General features: G+C 41.0%; 15 protein-coding genes. 8 read left to right on the forward strand and 7 right to left on the reverse strand.

Annotated elements, in window-relative coordinates:
• Nucleotides 1-440 precede the first annotated feature (440 nt).
• From NLP_RS18055 to NLP_RS18085, 6 genes are all read left to right on the forward strand, one after another.
• The gene (locus NLP_RS18055; protein WP_104907593.1) at nt 441-3,563 is read left to right on the forward strand and encodes a hypothetical protein; all 3,123 of its coding nucleotides are present in this window, start codon (nt 441-443) and stop codon (nt 3,561-3,563) included.
• A 249-nt stretch (nt 3,564-3,812) separates the two neighbouring features.
• Entirely contained in the window at nt 3,813-4,229 is a 417-nt protein-coding gene (locus tag NLP_RS36135) for a calcium-binding protein (protein WP_442946669.1), read from the forward strand.
• Nucleotides 4,230-4,831: 602 nt separating this feature from the next.
• A complete protein-coding gene (locus NLP_RS18070) occupies nt 4,832-5,095 on the forward strand; it encodes a hypothetical protein (protein ID WP_104907595.1) in 264 nt (87 codons plus the stop codon).
• Nucleotides 5,096-5,967: 872 nt separating this feature from the next.
• Nucleotides 5,968-6,630 carry a calcium-binding protein gene (locus NLP_RS18075; RefSeq protein WP_104907596.1) on the forward strand — a complete coding sequence of 221 codons (663 nt, stop codon included), beginning with the start codon at nt 5,968-5,970 and terminating at the stop codon, nt 6,628-6,630.
• Between the two features lie 729 nt (nt 6,631-7,359).
• Nucleotides 7,360-9,045: a dihydroxy-acid dehydratase gene (ilvD, locus tag NLP_RS18080; protein ID WP_104907597.1), complete on the forward strand. Its 1,686-nt coding sequence runs from the start codon at nt 7,360-7,362 to the stop codon at nt 9,043-9,045.
• A gap of 338 nt (nt 9,046-9,383) precedes the next feature.
• The gene (locus NLP_RS18085) at nt 9,384-10,004 is read left to right on the forward strand and encodes a TMEM165/GDT1 family protein (protein WP_104907598.1); all 621 of its coding nucleotides are present in this window, start codon (nt 9,384-9,386) and stop codon (nt 10,002-10,004) included.
• Nucleotides 10,005-10,148: 144 nt separating this feature from the next.
• Here the strand turns inward: NLP_RS18085 and NLP_RS18090 are convergent, their stop codons facing one another.
• A complete protein-coding gene (locus tag NLP_RS18090; RefSeq protein WP_104907599.1) occupies nt 10,149-11,042 on the reverse strand; it encodes a tetratricopeptide repeat protein in 894 nt (297 codons plus the stop codon).
• Between the two features lie 378 nt (nt 11,043-11,420).
• Here NLP_RS18090 and NLP_RS18095 point away from each other — a divergent pair, with 378 nt between their 5' ends.
• The gene (locus NLP_RS18095; protein WP_104907600.1) at nt 11,421-12,446 is read left to right on the forward strand and encodes a hypothetical protein; all 1,026 of its coding nucleotides are present in this window, start codon (nt 11,421-11,423) and stop codon (nt 12,444-12,446) included.
• Between the two features lie 121 nt (nt 12,447-12,567).
• Here NLP_RS18095 and NLP_RS18100 read toward each other — a convergent pair whose 3' ends face one another.
• A complete protein-coding gene (locus tag NLP_RS18100; protein WP_104907601.1) occupies nt 12,568-13,737 on the reverse strand; it encodes a homocysteine biosynthesis protein in 1,170 nt (389 codons plus the stop codon).
• Here NLP_RS18100 and NLP_RS35025 point away from each other — a divergent pair.
• Nucleotides 13,728-13,979 carry a hypothetical protein gene (locus NLP_RS35025; protein ID WP_234016977.1) on the forward strand — a complete coding sequence of 84 codons (252 nt, stop codon included), beginning with the start codon at nt 13,728-13,730 and terminating at the stop codon, nt 13,977-13,979. The two genes, NLP_RS18100 and NLP_RS35025, sit on opposite strands and share 10 nt — an antisense overlap.
• A 356-nt stretch (nt 13,980-14,335) precedes the next feature.
• On the opposite strand, the gene NLP_RS18110 is transcribed toward NLP_RS35025, so the two are convergent.
• From NLP_RS18110 to NLP_RS18130, 5 genes are all read right to left on the reverse strand, one after another.
• Nucleotides 14,336-15,487: an AI-2E family transporter gene (locus tag NLP_RS18110; RefSeq protein ID WP_104907602.1), complete on the reverse strand. Its 1,152-nt coding sequence runs from the start codon at nt 15,485-15,487 to the stop codon at nt 14,336-14,338.
• Between the two features lie 90 nt (nt 15,488-15,577).
• Entirely contained in the window at nt 15,578-15,769 is a 192-nt protein-coding gene (locus tag NLP_RS18115) for a hypothetical protein (RefSeq protein WP_104907603.1), read from the reverse strand.
• A 284-nt stretch (nt 15,770-16,053) separates the two neighbouring features.
• Entirely contained in the window at nt 16,054-17,046 is a 993-nt protein-coding gene (locus NLP_RS18120) for a hypothetical protein (RefSeq protein WP_104907604.1), read from the reverse strand.
• A gap of 617 nt (nt 17,047-17,663) precedes the next feature.
• On the reverse strand, nt 17,664-17,876 hold the full coding sequence (locus tag NLP_RS18125; protein WP_104907605.1) for a hypothetical protein: 213 nt from the start codon (nt 17,874-17,876) through the stop codon (nt 17,664-17,666).
• Between the two features lie 194 nt (nt 17,877-18,070).
• Entirely contained in the window at nt 18,071-18,502 is a 432-nt protein-coding gene (locus NLP_RS18130; protein WP_104907606.1) for a hypothetical protein, read from the reverse strand.
• Between the last annotated feature and the right edge of the window lie 222 nt (nt 18,503-18,724).

Here is an 18,724-nt window from a genome sequence, read left to right on the forward strand (position 1 = left end):
TATAACAATTATTCAATGTTTTCAGTTTACTCAATAAAATTGATACCAAAAAGCATTATTTTCTAGCATTGGTTACTATAACTCACCCACTCAAAACCTGCTATATCGATAGATACAGTTTTATTAAATTTACTTTTGCCTAATAAATTTTATTTGATAAAAGTATTAAATAAATCATAAATTTTATTTGAAATTATACAAAAAAATATTTATCTTATTAAATACGACTTTTGGACAGCTAACCTATTACCTAAGAAAGTGCAGGCTTACAGAAATTCTAATTAAGCTGATAAATAAGCCACCAAGCTGTACTAACTACAGAGAAGCTGCTATCAGGGAATCGGAGTTTTGGCATTTAAGCTCACACCTCTGAATTGCACTTGAGGCTCAAGCCGATCCTTTTCAAACACCCTTTAATTGAGTAAAAGTGAGAAAATTTTATGTTTCAAGGTGTTTTAATTATTTGGGGATGGAATTGGCTACCTTTAGGATTAGCGCCAATAACTTTAGCTCAGGAAGTACTAACTCCAGAAGAAGCATCAGTTGTTTTTTCGGGGCCTAAATTGTTGATGGCACTGTTAGCTGGGGTTTTGATGGCATTTGCTTTTCAATTGTTATTGACAAACTTTTCAGTTGCTGTCGGAATTTCATCTTGGGAAATTGATTCAGATTCTGATAATGAGTCTGAAAGTTTGGGTAAGACAATTCGTAAAGGTCAAGCTAAAGTTGGTACTTGGGCGTTAATAACTGTTAGCATCGCATTATTTATTGCTTGTTTTTTAGCAGTAAAACTGAGCCTAATCGAAAGCGCATTTTTAGGAGCAATTATTGGTGTAGTCATTTGGTCTACCTATTTTTCACTAGTAATTTGGTTGGGTTCATCAGCGGTAGGCTCTTTAATTGGTTCTATATCTAATACTGTCACTTCTGGTTTTCAAACTCTGATGGGCACGGCAACTGCTGGCATCGGTGCTAATAGTGCGAAAAAACAGTTAGTTTCTACTGTTGAAGATATTACAGCCGCAGTCCGGCGGGAATTCACTTCAGGTTTTGATTCTGAAGGTATTAAAAATACCCTTCAAAGTTCTTTAGGTTCTCTACAATTACCAAAGCTGGATATTAAAGAAATTCGGAGTCAATTTGACCAGCTTCTTAAGGATACAGATTTGCAATCTGTTGCTAACAGCGACCTTTTGCAAAACATTGATCGCCAAACATTTGTTGATTTAATCAGCAGCCGTGGCGATTTATCTAAAGAAGACATCAATAGCATTGCTGACCAGTTTGAAGGTGCATGGCAACAAGCTTTAAATCGCAAAAATCCCACAGAACAAGTAATTAATTTACTCAAGTCTGCTACTCCTGAAGAACTTAATTCTGAGCAATTGGGTGAACGGCTTCAAGAACTGGTGACAATCGGAGGCGGTAATGGGAATGGTGTAATCAAGCAAGCTATTCGATATGGGTTGAGCGCCGCTGCACCAGCGGTTCTGGAACGAGTAAACCTTTCTAATATCGATGTAGATAAAATTACAACTCAGTTGCAAAAACTGAAAGAGAAAATTAAAGATGTCGATGTCGATCAAATCACAGAACAACTCCAAAAGTTTAAAAAGCAAGCATCTGAGCAAGTATCTGCAAAATTACCAATCTCACTGGAAAATGCGATTAAGGCAGATGTAGAAGAGTACATATTGCATTCGTTCCCTTGGCACTTTAACCGAATTACCCTAGTAGATGAATTTAAAGAAGTCATCTATGACGTAAATGCAGATCCAACAACTGTAAGACGAGAGTTGGAAGAAATCAATCAAGAATATTTCACCAACTTACTAAAGGAACGTGGTGATATTAGCGAAGCTAGGGTGAAAGAAATTTCCGAACAAATGGAAAGCGATCGCCTAGAAGTTTTAGAAACTGTAAAACAGGCTCAAACGCGAGAAAAAGGGCAAGATTTCCGCAGCCGCATCGAAGATTATCTGCGTTCGACGGGTAAAGACGAACTCAATCCTGAAGGTATTGAACGGGACTTTGGCAAGTTGCTGGACGATCCACAAGCTGGGTTTGAAGATTTAAGTAGCCGCTTTGGGCAATTTGACCGTGATACTTTTGTACAATTACTCAGTCAGCGTCAAGATATCAGCGAAGAGGAAGCTAATAATATTGTTAGTCAACTCGAACGCAACCGCGATAATCTCTTGAATCGTGCTAGAGAATTGCAAGAACAAGCAAAAGCAAAAGCCGATGAACTACGCCAAAGAGTTGAAGACTATCTGCGGAATACTAATAAAGACGAACTCAATCCTGAAGCTATCAAACGCGAGTTTAAAGTTTTACTAGACGATCCCCAAGCCGGAATTAGCCTTTTACGATCGCGCCTATCGCAATTTGACCGCGATACACTAGTACAATTGCTCAGTCAGCGTCAAGATTTGAGCGAAGAACAGGTAAACCAAACTCTCGATCAGCTTGAAGCAGTCCGAGATAGTATTTTACAAGTACCGCAACAAGCGAAAGAACAGTACGAAAAAACTACAAAAGCGATCGCTGAATATCTCCGCAATACTAACTTGGAAGAACTCGATCCAGAAGGTATCAGAGGGGATTTGGAAAAATTACTCGACGATCCCAAAGCCGGAGCCTTAGCACTGCGCGATCGCTTGTCTAATGTCGATCGAGAAACCTTAGTAAAACTCGTGAGTCAACGCGGAGACTTGAGCCAAGAACAGGTTAATCAGATTATCGATCGCGCTCAAGATGCCATTGGTGATATCCTGAGAGCGCCACGACGTTTAGCGAAGCGCACCACTCAACAAGCTTTAGATTTTGAAGCCAATCTCGAAAAATATCTGCGTAATACCAACAAAGAAGAACTCAACCCCGAAGGAATCAAACGCGATTTACAATTGCTGCTGTCTTCTCCCCGTGCTGGAATTGGCAATTTAACCGATCGCGCCTCGAAATTTGACCGTTCGACAATTGTGGCGCTATTATCCCAACGTGAGGATATCTCAGAAGAAGAAGCTAACCGAATTGTGGATCAAATTGATTCTGTTCGCAGCTCGATTGTCGAACAATTCCAGCAGATTCAGCAAAGAGTGCAATCAGTGTTAGATGGAGTTTTTGCCAAAGTTCGCAACTATCTCAACTCCCTGAATCGTTCCGAACTCAACTATGAAGGGATTAAGCAAGACTTTGCGAAAGTGTTTGACGATCCGCAAGCCGGATTTGAAGCATTGCGCGATCGCCTCAGTGAATTCGATCGTGATACCTTAGTTGCTGTATTGAGTTCTCGTGAAGATATTTCCGAGGCGGATGCTAACCGGATAATTAACCAAATAGAAGCGGCGCGGGATGGCGTATTGCAACGAGCCGAACGCATCCAGAAAGAAACTCAAAAACGCTTGAAAGCGATTCAAAAACAAACTCAAAAGCAAGCTGAAGAAACCAAGAAAACCGTTGCAAATGCTGCGTGGTGGATATTTGGGACAGCGATTACTTCTCTTTGCGCCAGTGTGATCGCAGGTGCGATCGCTGTGACTGGGATAACTTTACCTGGGTAAAATATCTTCATCATCAGGAATTTAGAGAAATACAAAGTGGTATTCAGTTTTTATAAATGAATGCCACTTTTTTTTATGAAAACAAGTACTATCGTCTGTACTACCATGACCTTGTTATGCCGATATTTATTAAAAAACCTCTTTGAACAAAGATTTCATATTTCGTTATGGCAAGAGTAATAAAACAGAACGATTGACGGCGGATTTGACAGTAACGATAAGATTAATGGCGGATCTGGCGACGATCGGATTCAAGGTGGAGCTGGCAACGATACGATTAACGGCGTATCTGGCAACGATCGAATTGACGGCGGATCTGGTGACGATCGGATTGATGCCGGATTTAACAAGGATACGATTAACGGCAGTTCTGGCAACGATACGATTAGCGGTGATTTTGGTAACGGTGGTATCCTCACTGGTGTAGGTGGAACTGATGTTCTCACTGGAGGATCGGGTAACGATGTTTTCGATTTCAACTTCGTTTCAGAGAGTCAACCTGGTTTATTGCAGGATGCGATCGCTGATTTTGTTGGGAACGGTATCCTTGCAGGGGATCGAATCGATTTATCTACCATCGACGCCAACTCCATTAAAGAGGGCAACCAAGCCTTCACTTTTATCGGCAGTCGTGCATTCTTTGCAACCAGTCAAATCCGTTATTGAGCAGGTATTCTCCAAGGTAGCACTGATGGGGATCTGTCGGCTGAGTTTGAAATTCGGCTTGCAGGAGCGCCACAACTAGTAGCAAGCGACATTATCCTTTAATTTAATATTATCTGCCTTGAAAATAAGGCAGAATACATAATTTTGATAATTGAATAGTCGCAAATAGAGATAAGTTTAGCTTGCCTCTGTTATAGTTTATAGTTATTAAATTGCGCTGCGTATACATGAGAAAATCAGGTAATACAATTACAACTGTTGCGATGATGCCACTTAATGAAAAAGATGTCAGATAATTTGAGAAGGCAAGTTGTGACGCAAGGGATGTAGCGATCGCACTGGTTAACAAGGCTTTTAAGTTTTTGGCAATTATTTCCTTATACATAACTAGATAAATCACCCAATAAATCTCAAAAAGCAAAATCAACCCTATCTGAACAAAGGTTTACGATTTTGCTTTAACGAGAGGAATAAAATAAGGTTAATTACTCTTTCTTATAGATAGAAAAAATTAGGCTTGAAAGTAATACTATAGTCTTGTGATTATGAATAAAATCAAAATGTTCTAAAATTTATATGTTTCTGTACGAGGAAGTTTACTTGTGTTATGGCAGCCTACTGCAACCAGTAAAGACATAAGGACATCACATCACTCTTGGCATAATTTTGATGCCAACGTCATCAATACATCTAGTGCTTGTCAAATCTTCAAACTTAACAGCAAAGACCTGTTGGAATCAGGTGTGCGTCAGGTTCGTTATTCAGGAGGTATTCTTCAAGGTAACATTGATGGGGACCTGTCGGCTGAGTTTGAGATTGGACTGACAGGAGCACCACCACTACTGGCAAGCGACATCATTCTTTAATCTAATAGACCTCTTGCAAAAGCGCTTCACACCCAACTTCTAAGAGCAAGCGCTTGGGGGTGGGGTTCTTATTTATGATTTACACCTAATGTGAATTACAGCCTGATCCTGGGAGGCTTCACCTCCAGTGACTTTACCATAGGCAGCAGCCCTCTTGAAATACATTTCCAGTCTTAAGACTGGGAACGAATTCAAGTTACACAAATCTTTAGGCTTTTTTTAGGGTCATGGTCTAACAAAGCTTTTAACTTATTGGCAATTATTTGTTATATCTAACTACAAAAACCACTAAACAAATATCAATATGCAAAATTAACCCTATCTGAACAAAGGGTTTCGATTTTATTATGGTGAGAGGATAAAAGAAAGCTAATTATTATTTATCAAGAGAAAATTGTCCTGGAAGATAATGCTATAGTGTTGTTATTCTGAATACAGGAATATTTTATTTAAATCTATATAATTACGTAGGATGAAATCTACTTATTCATTAGTATTTTTCCGATGTAATGACTGAAAACATAAGTTATTAGGACATTAAAGGAGTTTTATTGAAATTTTGATATAAACATCATCAAAAATATCCAGTATTTCTTAAATATTCTCAAATATTCTCAAATATTCAAACTTAATAGTCAAGACCTGTTTCAATCAGATTTGTTTCAAAAATATATTGCTACTTGCAAGCTTTTGACCTTGTTTTGTCGGCATTGCTAAATGAAAGTGTGAAATTCCCAAATTCTATGTTTAAAATTGTTTATTTTATGCTTTTCAAGGAGACCAAATTTATACTCTTAATTCAGCAATGCCGTTTTATAATGGGGAAGTAAAGACGTAATTTTTTTTACTCTAAGTTTAGGAGAAACTCATCAATGGCAACTTCAATATCAATCTCCTCTGGTAGCGGCAGTGTTAGTAGCAGTTCTAGTAGTCATAGCAGTAGTAGCAATAATGGTCAGAGCGATATCATTAACGTTAGTGGTGGCAACAGTACCCTTATAGGTGGTAGTGGCAACAGTCTCCTTAACGGTGGTGGCGGCAACGATAACCTCTTTGGTAATGCTGGCAACGATACTCTTAACGGTGGTGCTGGCAATGATAGCCTGAATGGCGGTACTGGCAAAGATATTCTCACTGCAGGATCGGGTAATGATACTCTCATCGGCGGTGATGGGGATGATGTCCTGACTGGCGGTACTGGCAAAGACATTCTCACTGGAGGATCGGGTAATGATATTTTCAAGTACAACTCAACTTCTGAGAGTCTACTTTCGTCACGTGACTTAATCACTGACTTTCGTGGAAACGGTAGTTTGCCAGGCGATCGAATCGATGTATCTACTATCGATGCCAATTTCACTATTGGGGGCAACCAAGCTTTCACTTTCATTGGGAGTGGCCAATTCTCCGCACCGGGTCAAATCCGTTATTCTGGAGGTGTTCTGCAAGGTAACACTGATGGGAGTCTGTCGGCTAATTTTGAAATTCGGCTTATAGGATCACCACAATTAGTGTCAAGTGACCTCATCCTTTAATTTAATATTCCTGCCTTGAAAATAAGGCAGGAGGCAGAAGGCAGAAGGCACTAGAGAATGAAAATATCTCTTTCCAGTCCTTAGTTCCTAGTCACTATTTTCAAGGCAGATATAATTTGGAAGAAGAACTCTACTGCAAAGCTAGAGTGTCTCCGCTTTGCACCGGAATCAATATCAATATACTGTGCTATAAACGTAGAAAGTCAGAGCTTAAACTTGCAGCAATGACTTTTTTTCATATTTAAATTCGTATTACTATCCTAGTATTTCCGGCACTCTAAATGCCTAATACCATTTCTTTGTGAGGCTGCGCCAAATTTTCTTTCTTCCTTTGTATCCTTCTCTGACGAAACGCTGCGCGAATGCGCCCTTTGCGGTTCGTTCCTTATACAGCAGTTTGTAAGTAAATGAGGTACAAAATGCAAGACTCAACATCAGATAAAATATAGTTTCTACCTCCTGCCTCCTGCCTCAAAACCCGTAACTTTTTACTTCATGCCAAAGAAAACTGCTGTATAATTTAGTGCATTTTTATACAAAATTGGTATAGCACACAAGAATCATTCCTATTTTATACAAACGGTTAGATGAAGATTTATTCTAATTATGACTGACTAAAAGACACGGTGAAACATAGAGAATTACTCATATTCGATCGCATCGCCCAGGCATGAGAAAATCAGGTAATACAATCGCAACTGTTGCGATGATGGCACGGAAGGAAAAAAGATGTCGGAGAATTTGAGAAGCCAAATTGTAACGCAAGGGGTGCAGCGATCGCCTAATCGAGCTATGCTGCGTGCAGTTGGTTTTAAAGATGAAGATTTCAATAAAGCCATTGTGGGCATTGCCAATGGTTACAGCACGATCACCCCCTGCAATATGGGGATAAATCAACTAGCACTCGTAGCAGAAGTTGGGATTAAAACCGCCGGAGCAATGCCACAAATGTTTGGCACAATTACCATCAGCGATGGGATTTCGATGGGAACTGAAGGGATGAAATATTCCCTAGTATCGCGGGAAGTCATCGCCGATTCCATTGAAACCGCCTGTACCGGACAAAGTATGGATGGTGTGCTAGCCATTGGCGGTTGTGATAAAAATATGCCAGGGGCAATGCTGGCGATCGCTCGGATGAATATCCCTGCAATATTCGTTTACGGTGGCACAATTAAACCCGGTCACTACAACGGACGCGATTTAACTGTTGTCAGTTCTTTTGAAGCTGTTGGTCAATACAGTGCTGGAAAAATTGACGAAAAGGAATTATTAGAAGTTGAAAATCGAGCTTGTCCTGGTGCGGGTTCCTGCGGGGGAATGTTCACAGCTAACACCATGTCTTCAGCATTTGAAGCGCTGGGGATGAGTTTATCCTATTCCTCGACAATGGCGGCAGAAGATGCCGAAAAAGCCGACAGCACGGAAAAATCAGCATTTGTGTTAGTCGAAGCCATTCGCAAACAAATCTTACCCCGCCAAATTATCACCCGTAAATCTATAGAGAATGCCATCTCTGTGATCATGGCAGTCGGTGGTTCGACCAATGCAGTACTGCACTTTTTAGCGATCGCCCGCGCTGCTGATGTAGAGTTAACTATAGACGACTTTGAAACTATCCGCGCCCGCGTTCCCGTTTTGTGTGATTTGAAACCAAGTGGTAAATATGTTGCTACAGATTTGCACAAAGCTGGTGGTATTCCGCAAGTTATGAAAATGTTACTTGTGCATGATTTATTACATGGTGATAGCCTCACCATCAGCGGTCAAACCATTGCAGAGATATTAGCAGACATACCAGAAGAACCATCTGCCAATCAAGATGTGATTCGGACTTGGAATAACCCAATGTATGCTCAAGGACATTTAGCCATCCTCAGAGGTAATCTGGCAACAGAAGGGGCGGTCGCCAAAATTACTGGGGTAAAAAAGCCAGTAATTACCGGGCCTGCACGGGTGTTTGAATCGGAAGAAGCTTCTTTAGATGCAATTTTGGCGGGTAAAATTCAAGCTGGTGATATTCTCATCATCCGCTACGAAGGGCCTAGAGGCGGCCCTGGAATGCGAGAAATGTTGGCTCCCACCTCAGCAATTATCGGTGCTGGTTTGGGTGATGCTGTAGGATTAATTACCGACGGACGCTTTTCTGGCGGTACTTACGGCATGGTGGTTGGTCATGTTGCACCAGAAGCCGCCGTTGGTGGTACGATCGCGCTTGTAGAAGAAGGCGATAGTATTACTATTGATGCACCCGCTCGTTTATTGCAGTTGAACGTATCCGAAGAAGAATTGGCCCGTCGTCATGCCAACTGGCAACCTCCGGCTCCACGTTACACTAAAGGCGTGTTGGCGAAATATGCCAAATTAGTATCTTCTAGCAGTGTTGGTGCTGTGACAGATTTGGACTTGTTTTAATTAACCTGACATGATCTGAACTACCTACACTGACCGCTAGGTACAGTGTGGGTAATTTACTCTAAAGTTATACCTCTCCATTCCCTACCACCTTGACTTATACATGGGAAATATGTATAATTGCGATCGCATAGAAGGGGAGTAGCTGCTGGCAAAAAATATAAAAGCCAGTACATCTGAATCAACATACTGGCGATGAGCCTGGTTCAGGTGGCAAGTAATCAATATTTGAAAGCGAGACCTTCACTAAGTTCACACCGAAAAGTGTAAACTTGGTGAGGTCTTTTGGCTCTCATCAAGCTTCACATCGGTAAACGATTCTTCAGGAGCTTGAGAGAGTGTTAACAGCTTTTACCGCAGGTTTATTACTAATTACAGTTTCAGAACTAGGCGATAAAACATTTTTTATTGCTGTAATTTTGGCAATGCACCACCCAAGGCGGCTGGTATTTATAGGTGTGACAACTGCTTTGGCGGCGATGACAATCCTTTCGGTGATATTTGGACAAGCGGTATCTTTGTTGCCAAAAGTTTATATTCATTATGCCGAAATAGCTTTATTTATTGCCTTCGGTATCAAGCTGTTGTATGACGCTAGTAAGATGTCCGTTGCTGCTTGTGATACAGAAGTTGTAGAAGAAGCTGAGGCTGCGGTAAAACAAGCAGATTTGCAGTTACCAAAGCAAAAGACTTCCTTAGCAATTGTCATAGAAGCCTTTGTGTTGACATTTATGGCAGAGTGGGGCGATCGCACCCAAATTGCCACTATTGCCCTATCAGCAGGCAATAACCCCATTGGAGTCACAATAGGTGCAATTTTAGGACATTCCTTATGTGCTGCGATCGCAGTTATCGGCGGCAAAATGATTGCCGGACGTATTTCTGAGCGTCAACTAACCTTTATTGGCGGATGCCTGTTTTTAGTCTTTGGTGTAGTTGCAGCCATTGAGGGAGCATGAGGGGAAGAAGTAGGGGAGCAGAGGATTACGGAAGGCAAGGGGACAAGGGGACAAGCTGACAAAAATTAGAACTTGCAACAAGTCTTTCCCTTCTCCTTGTCCCCAAGTCTCTTCCCCATGCCTCATGCCCAATGCCCAATACCCTTACTTGGGCTGACTTTCCGGTGAAGGCGCGGGAGATGCAACAGGATTAGGTGTGGGGGAAGCCGTTGCTGCCTTTTTAATTCCGTCTTTGTACTCAGCAGGTGCTAAAGCTACGGCACTATCAAACAAATGTTTTGCATCTGCGTCTTTACCCTGTTGTTTCAGGAGCATCGCTTTTGCCACGACGGGGCGAAAATCCTTGGGATCTTTCTTAATTGCCTGGTCATAAACAGAGCTAGCTTGAGCGTAGCGTTTCTGGGAAGCATGAACAGAACCTAACAGCACCTGCACGGCTACTATATCTACACTTCCAGGCTGAATTGTATTTGCTTGGGCTGCGTTAGAGAGGGTTTCTTGCAACAAACCAATGGCTGCTTCGGGGCGTTGCTGACTGATCAATAGAGCCACCATTCCTCGCAAAGCATTCAAATCGCCTGGTTTAATGGATAAAATCGAGCGATAAGCTTGAGCGGCTCCTTCGCGATCGCCAATTTGCTGTTTGGCTTGAGCTAGTAACACTGAATATTCTGACTGTTCGGGATTCAGTTTTGCTAGCTTTTCTAGGGGTTCAATGACAACTTGGATATCAGCTGGTTTAACCTCGCTTTTATCTTTTTGACTCAGTAATTGCAGCCGTGCTTGTAACAGACCCTTAAGCGCAGTCTGATTTTCTGGTTCCCTTTGCAAAACCTGTTCATAACCCCGTACTTCGTCTTCCAGTTTTGATTTTTGGTCAGCGGAGGGCAAACTGCCTCTGGTGCTAGCGGTATTTTGACTTGAGGGTGGCGTATTATTAAATGCTCCAATTATGGGAATCACCGAAACACCCACAAAAGCAAGAATTGCCACCGCTAAGACGACTTGAACTATCCAACGATTGCGCGGTTGAGACACGGTTTTGTCTTTCTCCTAAATTTTAATGACATTATCATTTACACAAATCGTAAAGTTAAAAATTTCCAAAACTTTGCGGAATACCGCCAATTGCCTGTGAATTTTATAACAATTAACTATCCACACTGCTAAAGTAAGTGATGACTTTAGGAGGAGCCGTCAGAATTGCAGCTATGATATGCTTCCGAAACTAGTGTAAAGCCGCTAAATTAGACATTTAGTGTTTATACATTAAATTTAGCGCCTTTAGGATTGTATAGAGTACCCTAGTGTGATTTTGTGAAAAGCCAATATACTTTCATCAGTCGCACAAATGCTCTTTCCAGCTGCCTTTGTAAAATCCCACAATGGGATGTGTCTCCGCCGCAAGGAGTTTTTATGAATTCCGACCTGATGCCGTTGCCTGAATCTTCCAATTCTTCTGCCTCTAACCAGGGCCCAACTAAAGTAGAGGCAGCCGCTAATGTTCACATAGCAGCCCAGTCCTCTAAAGAAGTTGAAAATTTGCCTGTCAACCTCAGTGAGACTGACTCAAATGGGAACTTGATTAATCGCCAGCAACCGATTCCGCCTCCCAGCGAACCGATGCAGTATCGAGCCATCGGGTTAGTCCGGGGTCGCTATCATGCTAGCAGCGAACAATTTACTCAAGGTACGCTGCTGACCGCAGATGGTGTAGAACTCAATGCCGTCCTCCTAGGCCGGATTATGAGCTTAGTCAAGAATCATCTAGACTTAGAAAAAGAACACTTGTGGGTAGTATATCCACGTACCAGACAAGAAAATGATACCTTGCACATCCAAATCGTCGGAGTTTGGGAGCCAGAAAATTTGGCTAAAAACTCAACAGATGAGGACGAATCGGATTTTGAGTTGCAAGAGTTACAGATACTCGATGATGGCTTATCCGAGAACTCTGAACTAAGTACAACTGCCCCCAAACCTTCATCAGAAGTTGCAGATGGTGGTTTTTCTGTTCGTGGTGAAGTAGTATACCAATCTTTTGATGCTAAAAGCTTGGTAGTCAAAATTAGGCAGGCTCCACGTAAATCAACAGACAAACCGAAGTATTTTAAGTTGAAATTAAGGGGTGTACTAACTACCAAAGCAGTGGGTAAATTCTGGGACTTCCAAGCCAAGCGGGAAGCAGACGTTTTAGTAGTAGAAAAAGCTGAGGCGATCGCTGATTTGCCCAAAAAACGCAAGCCACCATTTAAAGGTGGACCTCGTGCTGGCATTGGTGGTGCTGGTGGTAGAAAACCATTCCCCCCCAGACGCACTGGCGAAACTCCTCGCCCCATCAAGAAAACAAGTACAGGCGGCGACCCCTCAGTGGTGTCAAAACCTATACCAAGAACACCCGCTCCTAAACCCATCAAGCGACCGAAACCAACTCAAGAGTAGGGAATAGGGCATTGGGTATTGGGCATGGGGCACAAAAGGCAGAGGTGCGGATGGGCAGCGGGGAAAGATTCACTGCTACTTCTCTTCTCCTCTGCTCCCGCACTCCCCGCACTCCCCCCAATCAAAAATCCGTCCGACGATCTTGGGGTAGAAAAGATCGCTCCATCGGAATTGAAGAAACTGGTTCTGTAAGGGTAAACGTACCTGCTTCGATCCACTTTTTCAACTCTAGAGCGACTTGCCTAGAAAAAAACAAACTTGCTAAGGGGGCAGAGCGTACTGCTTTGCCCTCTATAGTGATCCGTCCAGATTTGAGTTGGGCGTAACTCACCAAACCAAAAGTGGGACGGACGCGCCGGGGAATGGAAAAATCTACTATTGGGGCTACTAAGTCTCGATCTTGGACGGCACAGTGTTCAATTACTTGTTCATTTAATACAGGTAGAGGTACACCAACCCCTAACATTAATGAGGGACCATAACTTTTGAAGTAACACCCCCGCACCCAATGAGCATCCATTTGCTTGGCATCACCAATTAAAGCTAAAGTGGCAGAAGGCCCAATCGGTGTACGATTAGCTAAACGCTTTTGTAAGGGGAAGTGCTGAGTGCCTTCCCAGGCGACATATCCAACACCACCGCCTAAAAAAATTCGAGTACCTATACCAACGAGTTGCAAATCGGGGTCGTTGAGTAAGGGGGAAATAGCACCGGGGTTAGAATAAACAGCATTCCCCAGACGCGGTTGTAAAGGGCCGAGATAGGTGAAGAGGGGGCGATCGCCACCATTTACACCAACAATAAAATTTTGATAAAGATTGCGCGGATTGAATAAATAAAACTGATTAATTGTATCACTGGTAATCGTAGTTTCAAAATTTGCTCTGGGGTAACAATCTGTTACTTGTCCTTGCGCTTTCACGTGTATAGATTTACCAGCGATCAAATCTTCGATTACATGACCCCCACCACGTTCTCGCACTTCTTCCCCATCTGTCGTCTCCACAGCACAACTCGCACCCAAATATAAATCTACTGCCCCAAAACCAGAGTATGCCGGCACGCCATCTAACCAACAACGGCGAATTTTTATCGGGGGATCAGTATGTCCCAGATTGATAATTGCACCACTTGATTCCATCGGCTCAAAAGTACCAGTGGTGATTACGTCAACTTCTTTAGCAGCTTTAGTAACACCGATTTCTACAACTCGTGCTTTTAATTCTTCAGTTGTCAACACCACTGCACGTTGGCGCTTAATTTTCTCGTTAATTTCTGCAATTGTTCGCATCTTATCAGTGCTTACGCTTCCTGGTGAGTGGGGAATGGGCAGAGACGCGATTAATCGCATCTGATTTTATTGCTACATTTGACCAAAAGGCAAGTCACGCATTAGAATATTTTATTTTTCAAGTGAACAATATTCATCTCAAGCAATTGCAACAAACTAGTGAGACGCAATCAGAGAAGACAGAATCTACTTTATCTAATGAGTTAAACAAAGCAGAGGTAACAAACCAGAACAAACAATAGCTGATTAGCTAATTATGTCCATGCTCATGGTTATTCTTTCAAATAGGATTTATTCAGGCTTACTCAAAAGTATGAGATCCCCAACTTCTTAAAAAAGTTGGCGATCTTATTGTTTTTAACTCTAGCAATCATTATCCCAATCGCTTCCAAATTTGCAAGAATTCACATAACTTATGTCATTGAGTTTTTGGTTTTCCAGTTATTATTGTTGCCATCTAATGGCTCTTTGAATAGCTTATTTATCTAGTTTTTTTATTAATCCAAAGTCGAGTTAATACTGTTTAGTTAAGGTAAGAGATGCAATCTATAATTTTCATCAAATAACCATAACTAGAACCGTATTTAAAGTCAAGCGACTAATCTGATTTTTTCAAGATATCATCATCAATCGAGGGATTCTCATTTATATCTAGATTTTCTGCCGTCCAATTATCATCTGTTCCAGGAGATTTAGAAACTATCACAAATTCAGTCTCTTTTCTATTGTTATTCCCCCATTCATCCAAAACATCTTTAATTAACACTTCTTGCAACCAAATTTTAGCGACAACAGTTAGAGGTAGCGCTAGAAATAATCCTAAAAAGCCAAAGAAAGTCACAAAAAATAGCTGGGCAATTAAGGTTATGGCTGGCAGCAATGATACTTGATGCGCCATGACAACGGGCGTGATAAAATTACTCTCAACCTGTTGAATGATAAAGTAGAGAATCAAAACAGCGATCGCTTTCCAAGGTTCATCCAAGAAGGCGATCGCCATTGCTGGGATTACACTCATTGTTGGCCCCAGATTGGGAATCAAGTTAAAAAATCCCGCTAAAACCGCTAAAGCTAGTGCTGCCTTGACATGCAAAATTGATAAGCCAATCAGACTCATTAGACCCACTACAAAGATGGCAATGAAAGCGCCTGTAATCCATCCCTCCAAAGAGACTTCACATTTATCTAAAATTCCATCTACCCGCCGCCGATAAAATGAAGGGAAAAGCCGCACAAATACTTTGCGGTAAGCCACGGGGTCGGCTAACATCATTCCTGTTAAAACCAACACTAGCAAAATCTTGAGGACGACTTCTAAAGAACCAGATACAAAAGCAAAGGAGTTTCCCAGTAGCCGATTGGCGAAGGGCTGTACTTGTTGAATGAGGCTATTGATATCTGGGATGTAAGGAATTAACTGGTCAGGAATACGAGTTCTCAAGGCATCAAGCCAACTATTAAAGCGTCCAAACCCTTTAGGAACTTGATAGGTTAGTTCTTGAAACTGCTGGGCAAATGGCGGCACAATTAGCCAGAAAAAGCCCACGACACCTGCGAAAAAGATAGCTACTGCTAAGAGGACGGCAAATCCGCGCCTCATCCCAAACCTTTGGAAGCGTTTCGCTAGGCGATTTAAGGTGGTGGCTAACACAACTGCGGCAAACATGAGCAAAAGTACTTCTCGAATTTGCCACAAGATGTATAAAGAAAGAACTATGGCGATTAAGCCGATCCATTGACCCAGGTTCACAGGCTAACTCCCAACGGTTGGCGAGATGCAATTTTATTGTAATTAAGCTAGGTTAGCTGATTTTAGGAACTTGTGCGTGAATGGTTTGAGTTAATTTTGTTTTTGTGCTTGAAATCGCCACAGTAGAGCGATCGCTATGATCGCAATCGGCAACAATACTATAATCAGCGCGTTGCTTGCTGTCGCCGGAATTGGTAGACTTGGCCCTGCATACTTAATCAATACTGATAACAAAGCCGAGAGTAAAAGCAGTTTCAGAATTAATCCTAGTTGATTTTCCATAGAAGTACGGCAATACAAATTTTTGTGGTACGCACAAATTTGCGCTGTACCGTGTAGTTTCTAGAATAAACCCACAGATACAATCCTTGTAGTTTTCACAAAAATATAATTTCTAGTACCTGTCAGGAGCGAAGGATGTGAGGCGCGATCGCTATTGCACTTTGTTAGTGCTGTCTGAACCACAGACAGCATATTATACACTATTAAAACTATACAGAAAGTAACCAAAGCAGCCTTTGAGTAATTTAAATTAAGCACAAAGCAATGCAGAGTTTTACCAAACTTTATTTGCTCCGAACTGGCTCAATTCTATATTTAGCTTTAATCAACTCAGGCAATTCTATCAAAAGTTTTTTCACTCTAGCTTGAATATATTTAGAATTTTTAGGTACACGTTTAGCTATATACCTTAAGAAAGCAATCTGATAGCCAAACTTATATTTAATTGCGGAAAATATATTAGACTTGACCTGGTTAGCTGAACCTTTGTCTAGGTTTTTTAACTTTGATACTTCACGATGATATACGGGATGTTCTCCCCAAACGCAGGCAAAGTGTACAAGAGCAGGAGACACTACCTGATTGTATTTTTGAAAAGTAGATTGACCTGTAATCGCATCTATATTAAAAGAACCACGAAGACCGATAGGTGTTCGCATCATCTGACCATGATCTTCAAACATACTTTGATTGTGTAGCATCATAGCTAGACCCAAAATACGTTCATCATTAGGGCCATCACCACGAAACTCACTAATACCTAGCTTTTTCCAGTCCCTTGCCAATTCTAGTGCTGTTTCAAAAAATGCCTTAGCAGTATCGTTTTTTTCAAAATAATAGAGACCTCCATTAAATCTAGGTAATTTTGTAAGATTAAATCGTTTGAGTGTGTCATCTACATCAATGAACTTATCTTTATCGCCTGCTTGAAGATATACATTACCTGCCACACTAAAACTTCTGCCTTTAAAATCATCAAAAATAAAGTTAATATCCCTCACTGCTATGCAATCACTATCAAGAGAAAGTGTATATTTAAATGGAGAATAATCATATATATGAAGCTTTTGTTTTACGTTATAACCGTATTCGTATTTAATATTTATAACGTAATCATAAAATTCTAGTAAATCTTGATCATTTTCATTATCAGTAACAATAGCACGCGGAACATTTGGTGAATGAAGACGTAGAGAACGTGCTAATGACTTTGCCATTTCGAGATAATAAGATGCTCCGTAAGCATAGGTGATAATGCCACGTTGTGAAATAAACATTATTTTTTACTAATTAACAGTATCTGAGCTTTAGTTGTCTAGCTGAATTCTAACTTACACGCAAAAGGATAGATATCTAATAATATCAACTAAGCTTAAATTCTCTATAAAGTGTCCGTAAAGTCTAGTCTAAATTTTATTTATATCTGTTTAAACAGACCTAGTTAGTTGTCTTTATAAAAATGAATAGTACAGCAAAAAACAACCAATAAACAACCCAGATATTGGATTTTATATTCATCCAACCCTAAAGTTAAATGTAGAAAATAGATTTCTATTACATTTATTAACTTGATATTGAAATCATTGCCAGAAACTAGCGCGATCGCTGGTAGTATACTTACTGTTAGTCTGGCTTTGCTAGTAAACACAAAGCAGTAGGGTGCGTTACGGTGTTAAGCCTAATGCACCCTTTAGTTGAGACAATTGTTACTATCTTGAAAATATTCTTTGCTAATTGTGTCAGTAGGGAAATAATGGTTGTTTTCAACAACTACGGTATTATCGTTGTGGGCTAAAACTGTGCGACTATAAATTGCTTTTGGCATAATAAATAATTTTGTGATTAAAGTTTACATATACATTTTGAAACTTCCACAGTTGTAAGCACCCGACGACTAGAAGTCGCGAAAGAATCTGTCTTCACTCACCACTGTATGCATTTGCATTGGCATTGCGGCAACATCATCCGCGAAACCTGCCATCTGGGCTGCTTGCCAAGCTTCATCCATCGTCAGAGACTTTGAATTTTTCCCTTCCTGCAACGGGAAGGGGGTTAGGTTTTTCGTGGGTCTTTCCAGATGACCTGAAAAGTAGGTAGTTACCGTCATAGCCGCCTTTTTTCTATTGCTTCGACAATAGCTTTAGTTTGATTTTAGTTGATTGCTAAGTTACAAATATTTTTGCACAGAGCAACACGTAATAAGGACGCACAGATGTGCGCCCGTACGAAAAACCTAACTTAAATTCAGACTTTGGAAGGCTTGGCTATTGCTGCTTTCGCCCTAACTTATGATCCTCTTAATCAAAAAACACGGTAATACACATCATATATAGAGCCACTTCCAGACACACGTGTTATTGCCGTCGTACCATTTGTTGACCCATTGACAATAAAACCACCTAGAGAATCGTCAGAGCCGTTTAAACCGCCGTCTTCATCGAAAAGTTCGACCCTTGCAGGGAAATCAACGCCTAAACCCCTGTTAACTCCAGATGTCTGTCCCGTAGAAAAACCACCAGATCCCCAGAGCTTACTGCCATTGACTGTGATATAGGTATCATCATCGCCGAATGTATCTGCATCAGCATTGATAGCTTGAAGTTGATCTATAATAAGGAACCCCCCGCCTCCTTCTATAACAGCACCTTCTTCAGGAGTCAATTGAGCGAATAGTTGTTCGTCATCGATACAAGAAAGGTCAGAAATAAGAGTCCTTTTGTTGATGTCTAGCATGGTTTTTGTCCTTTTTTAATTAAGTGCATATAGAGATAATTAGGTAAGTTTTAATTCACTAAATTGGCATTACATACTTGCGAGATGAATCGGCAACTGAAATCATCAAAACTTCGTTCCCTATTGGAACAAATCATCTTATGATTCAACAACACCGCAAATTTGCACCTTTTTTGTGATACTTACTAGGTGAACTCTGTACTATGATTCTTTACGATGGCT

Source organism: Nostoc sp. 'Lobaria pulmonaria (5183) cyanobiont', from assembly GCF_002949795.1.
Classification (GTDB): Bacteria; Cyanobacteriota; Cyanobacteriia; order Cyanobacteriales; family Nostocaceae; genus Nostoc.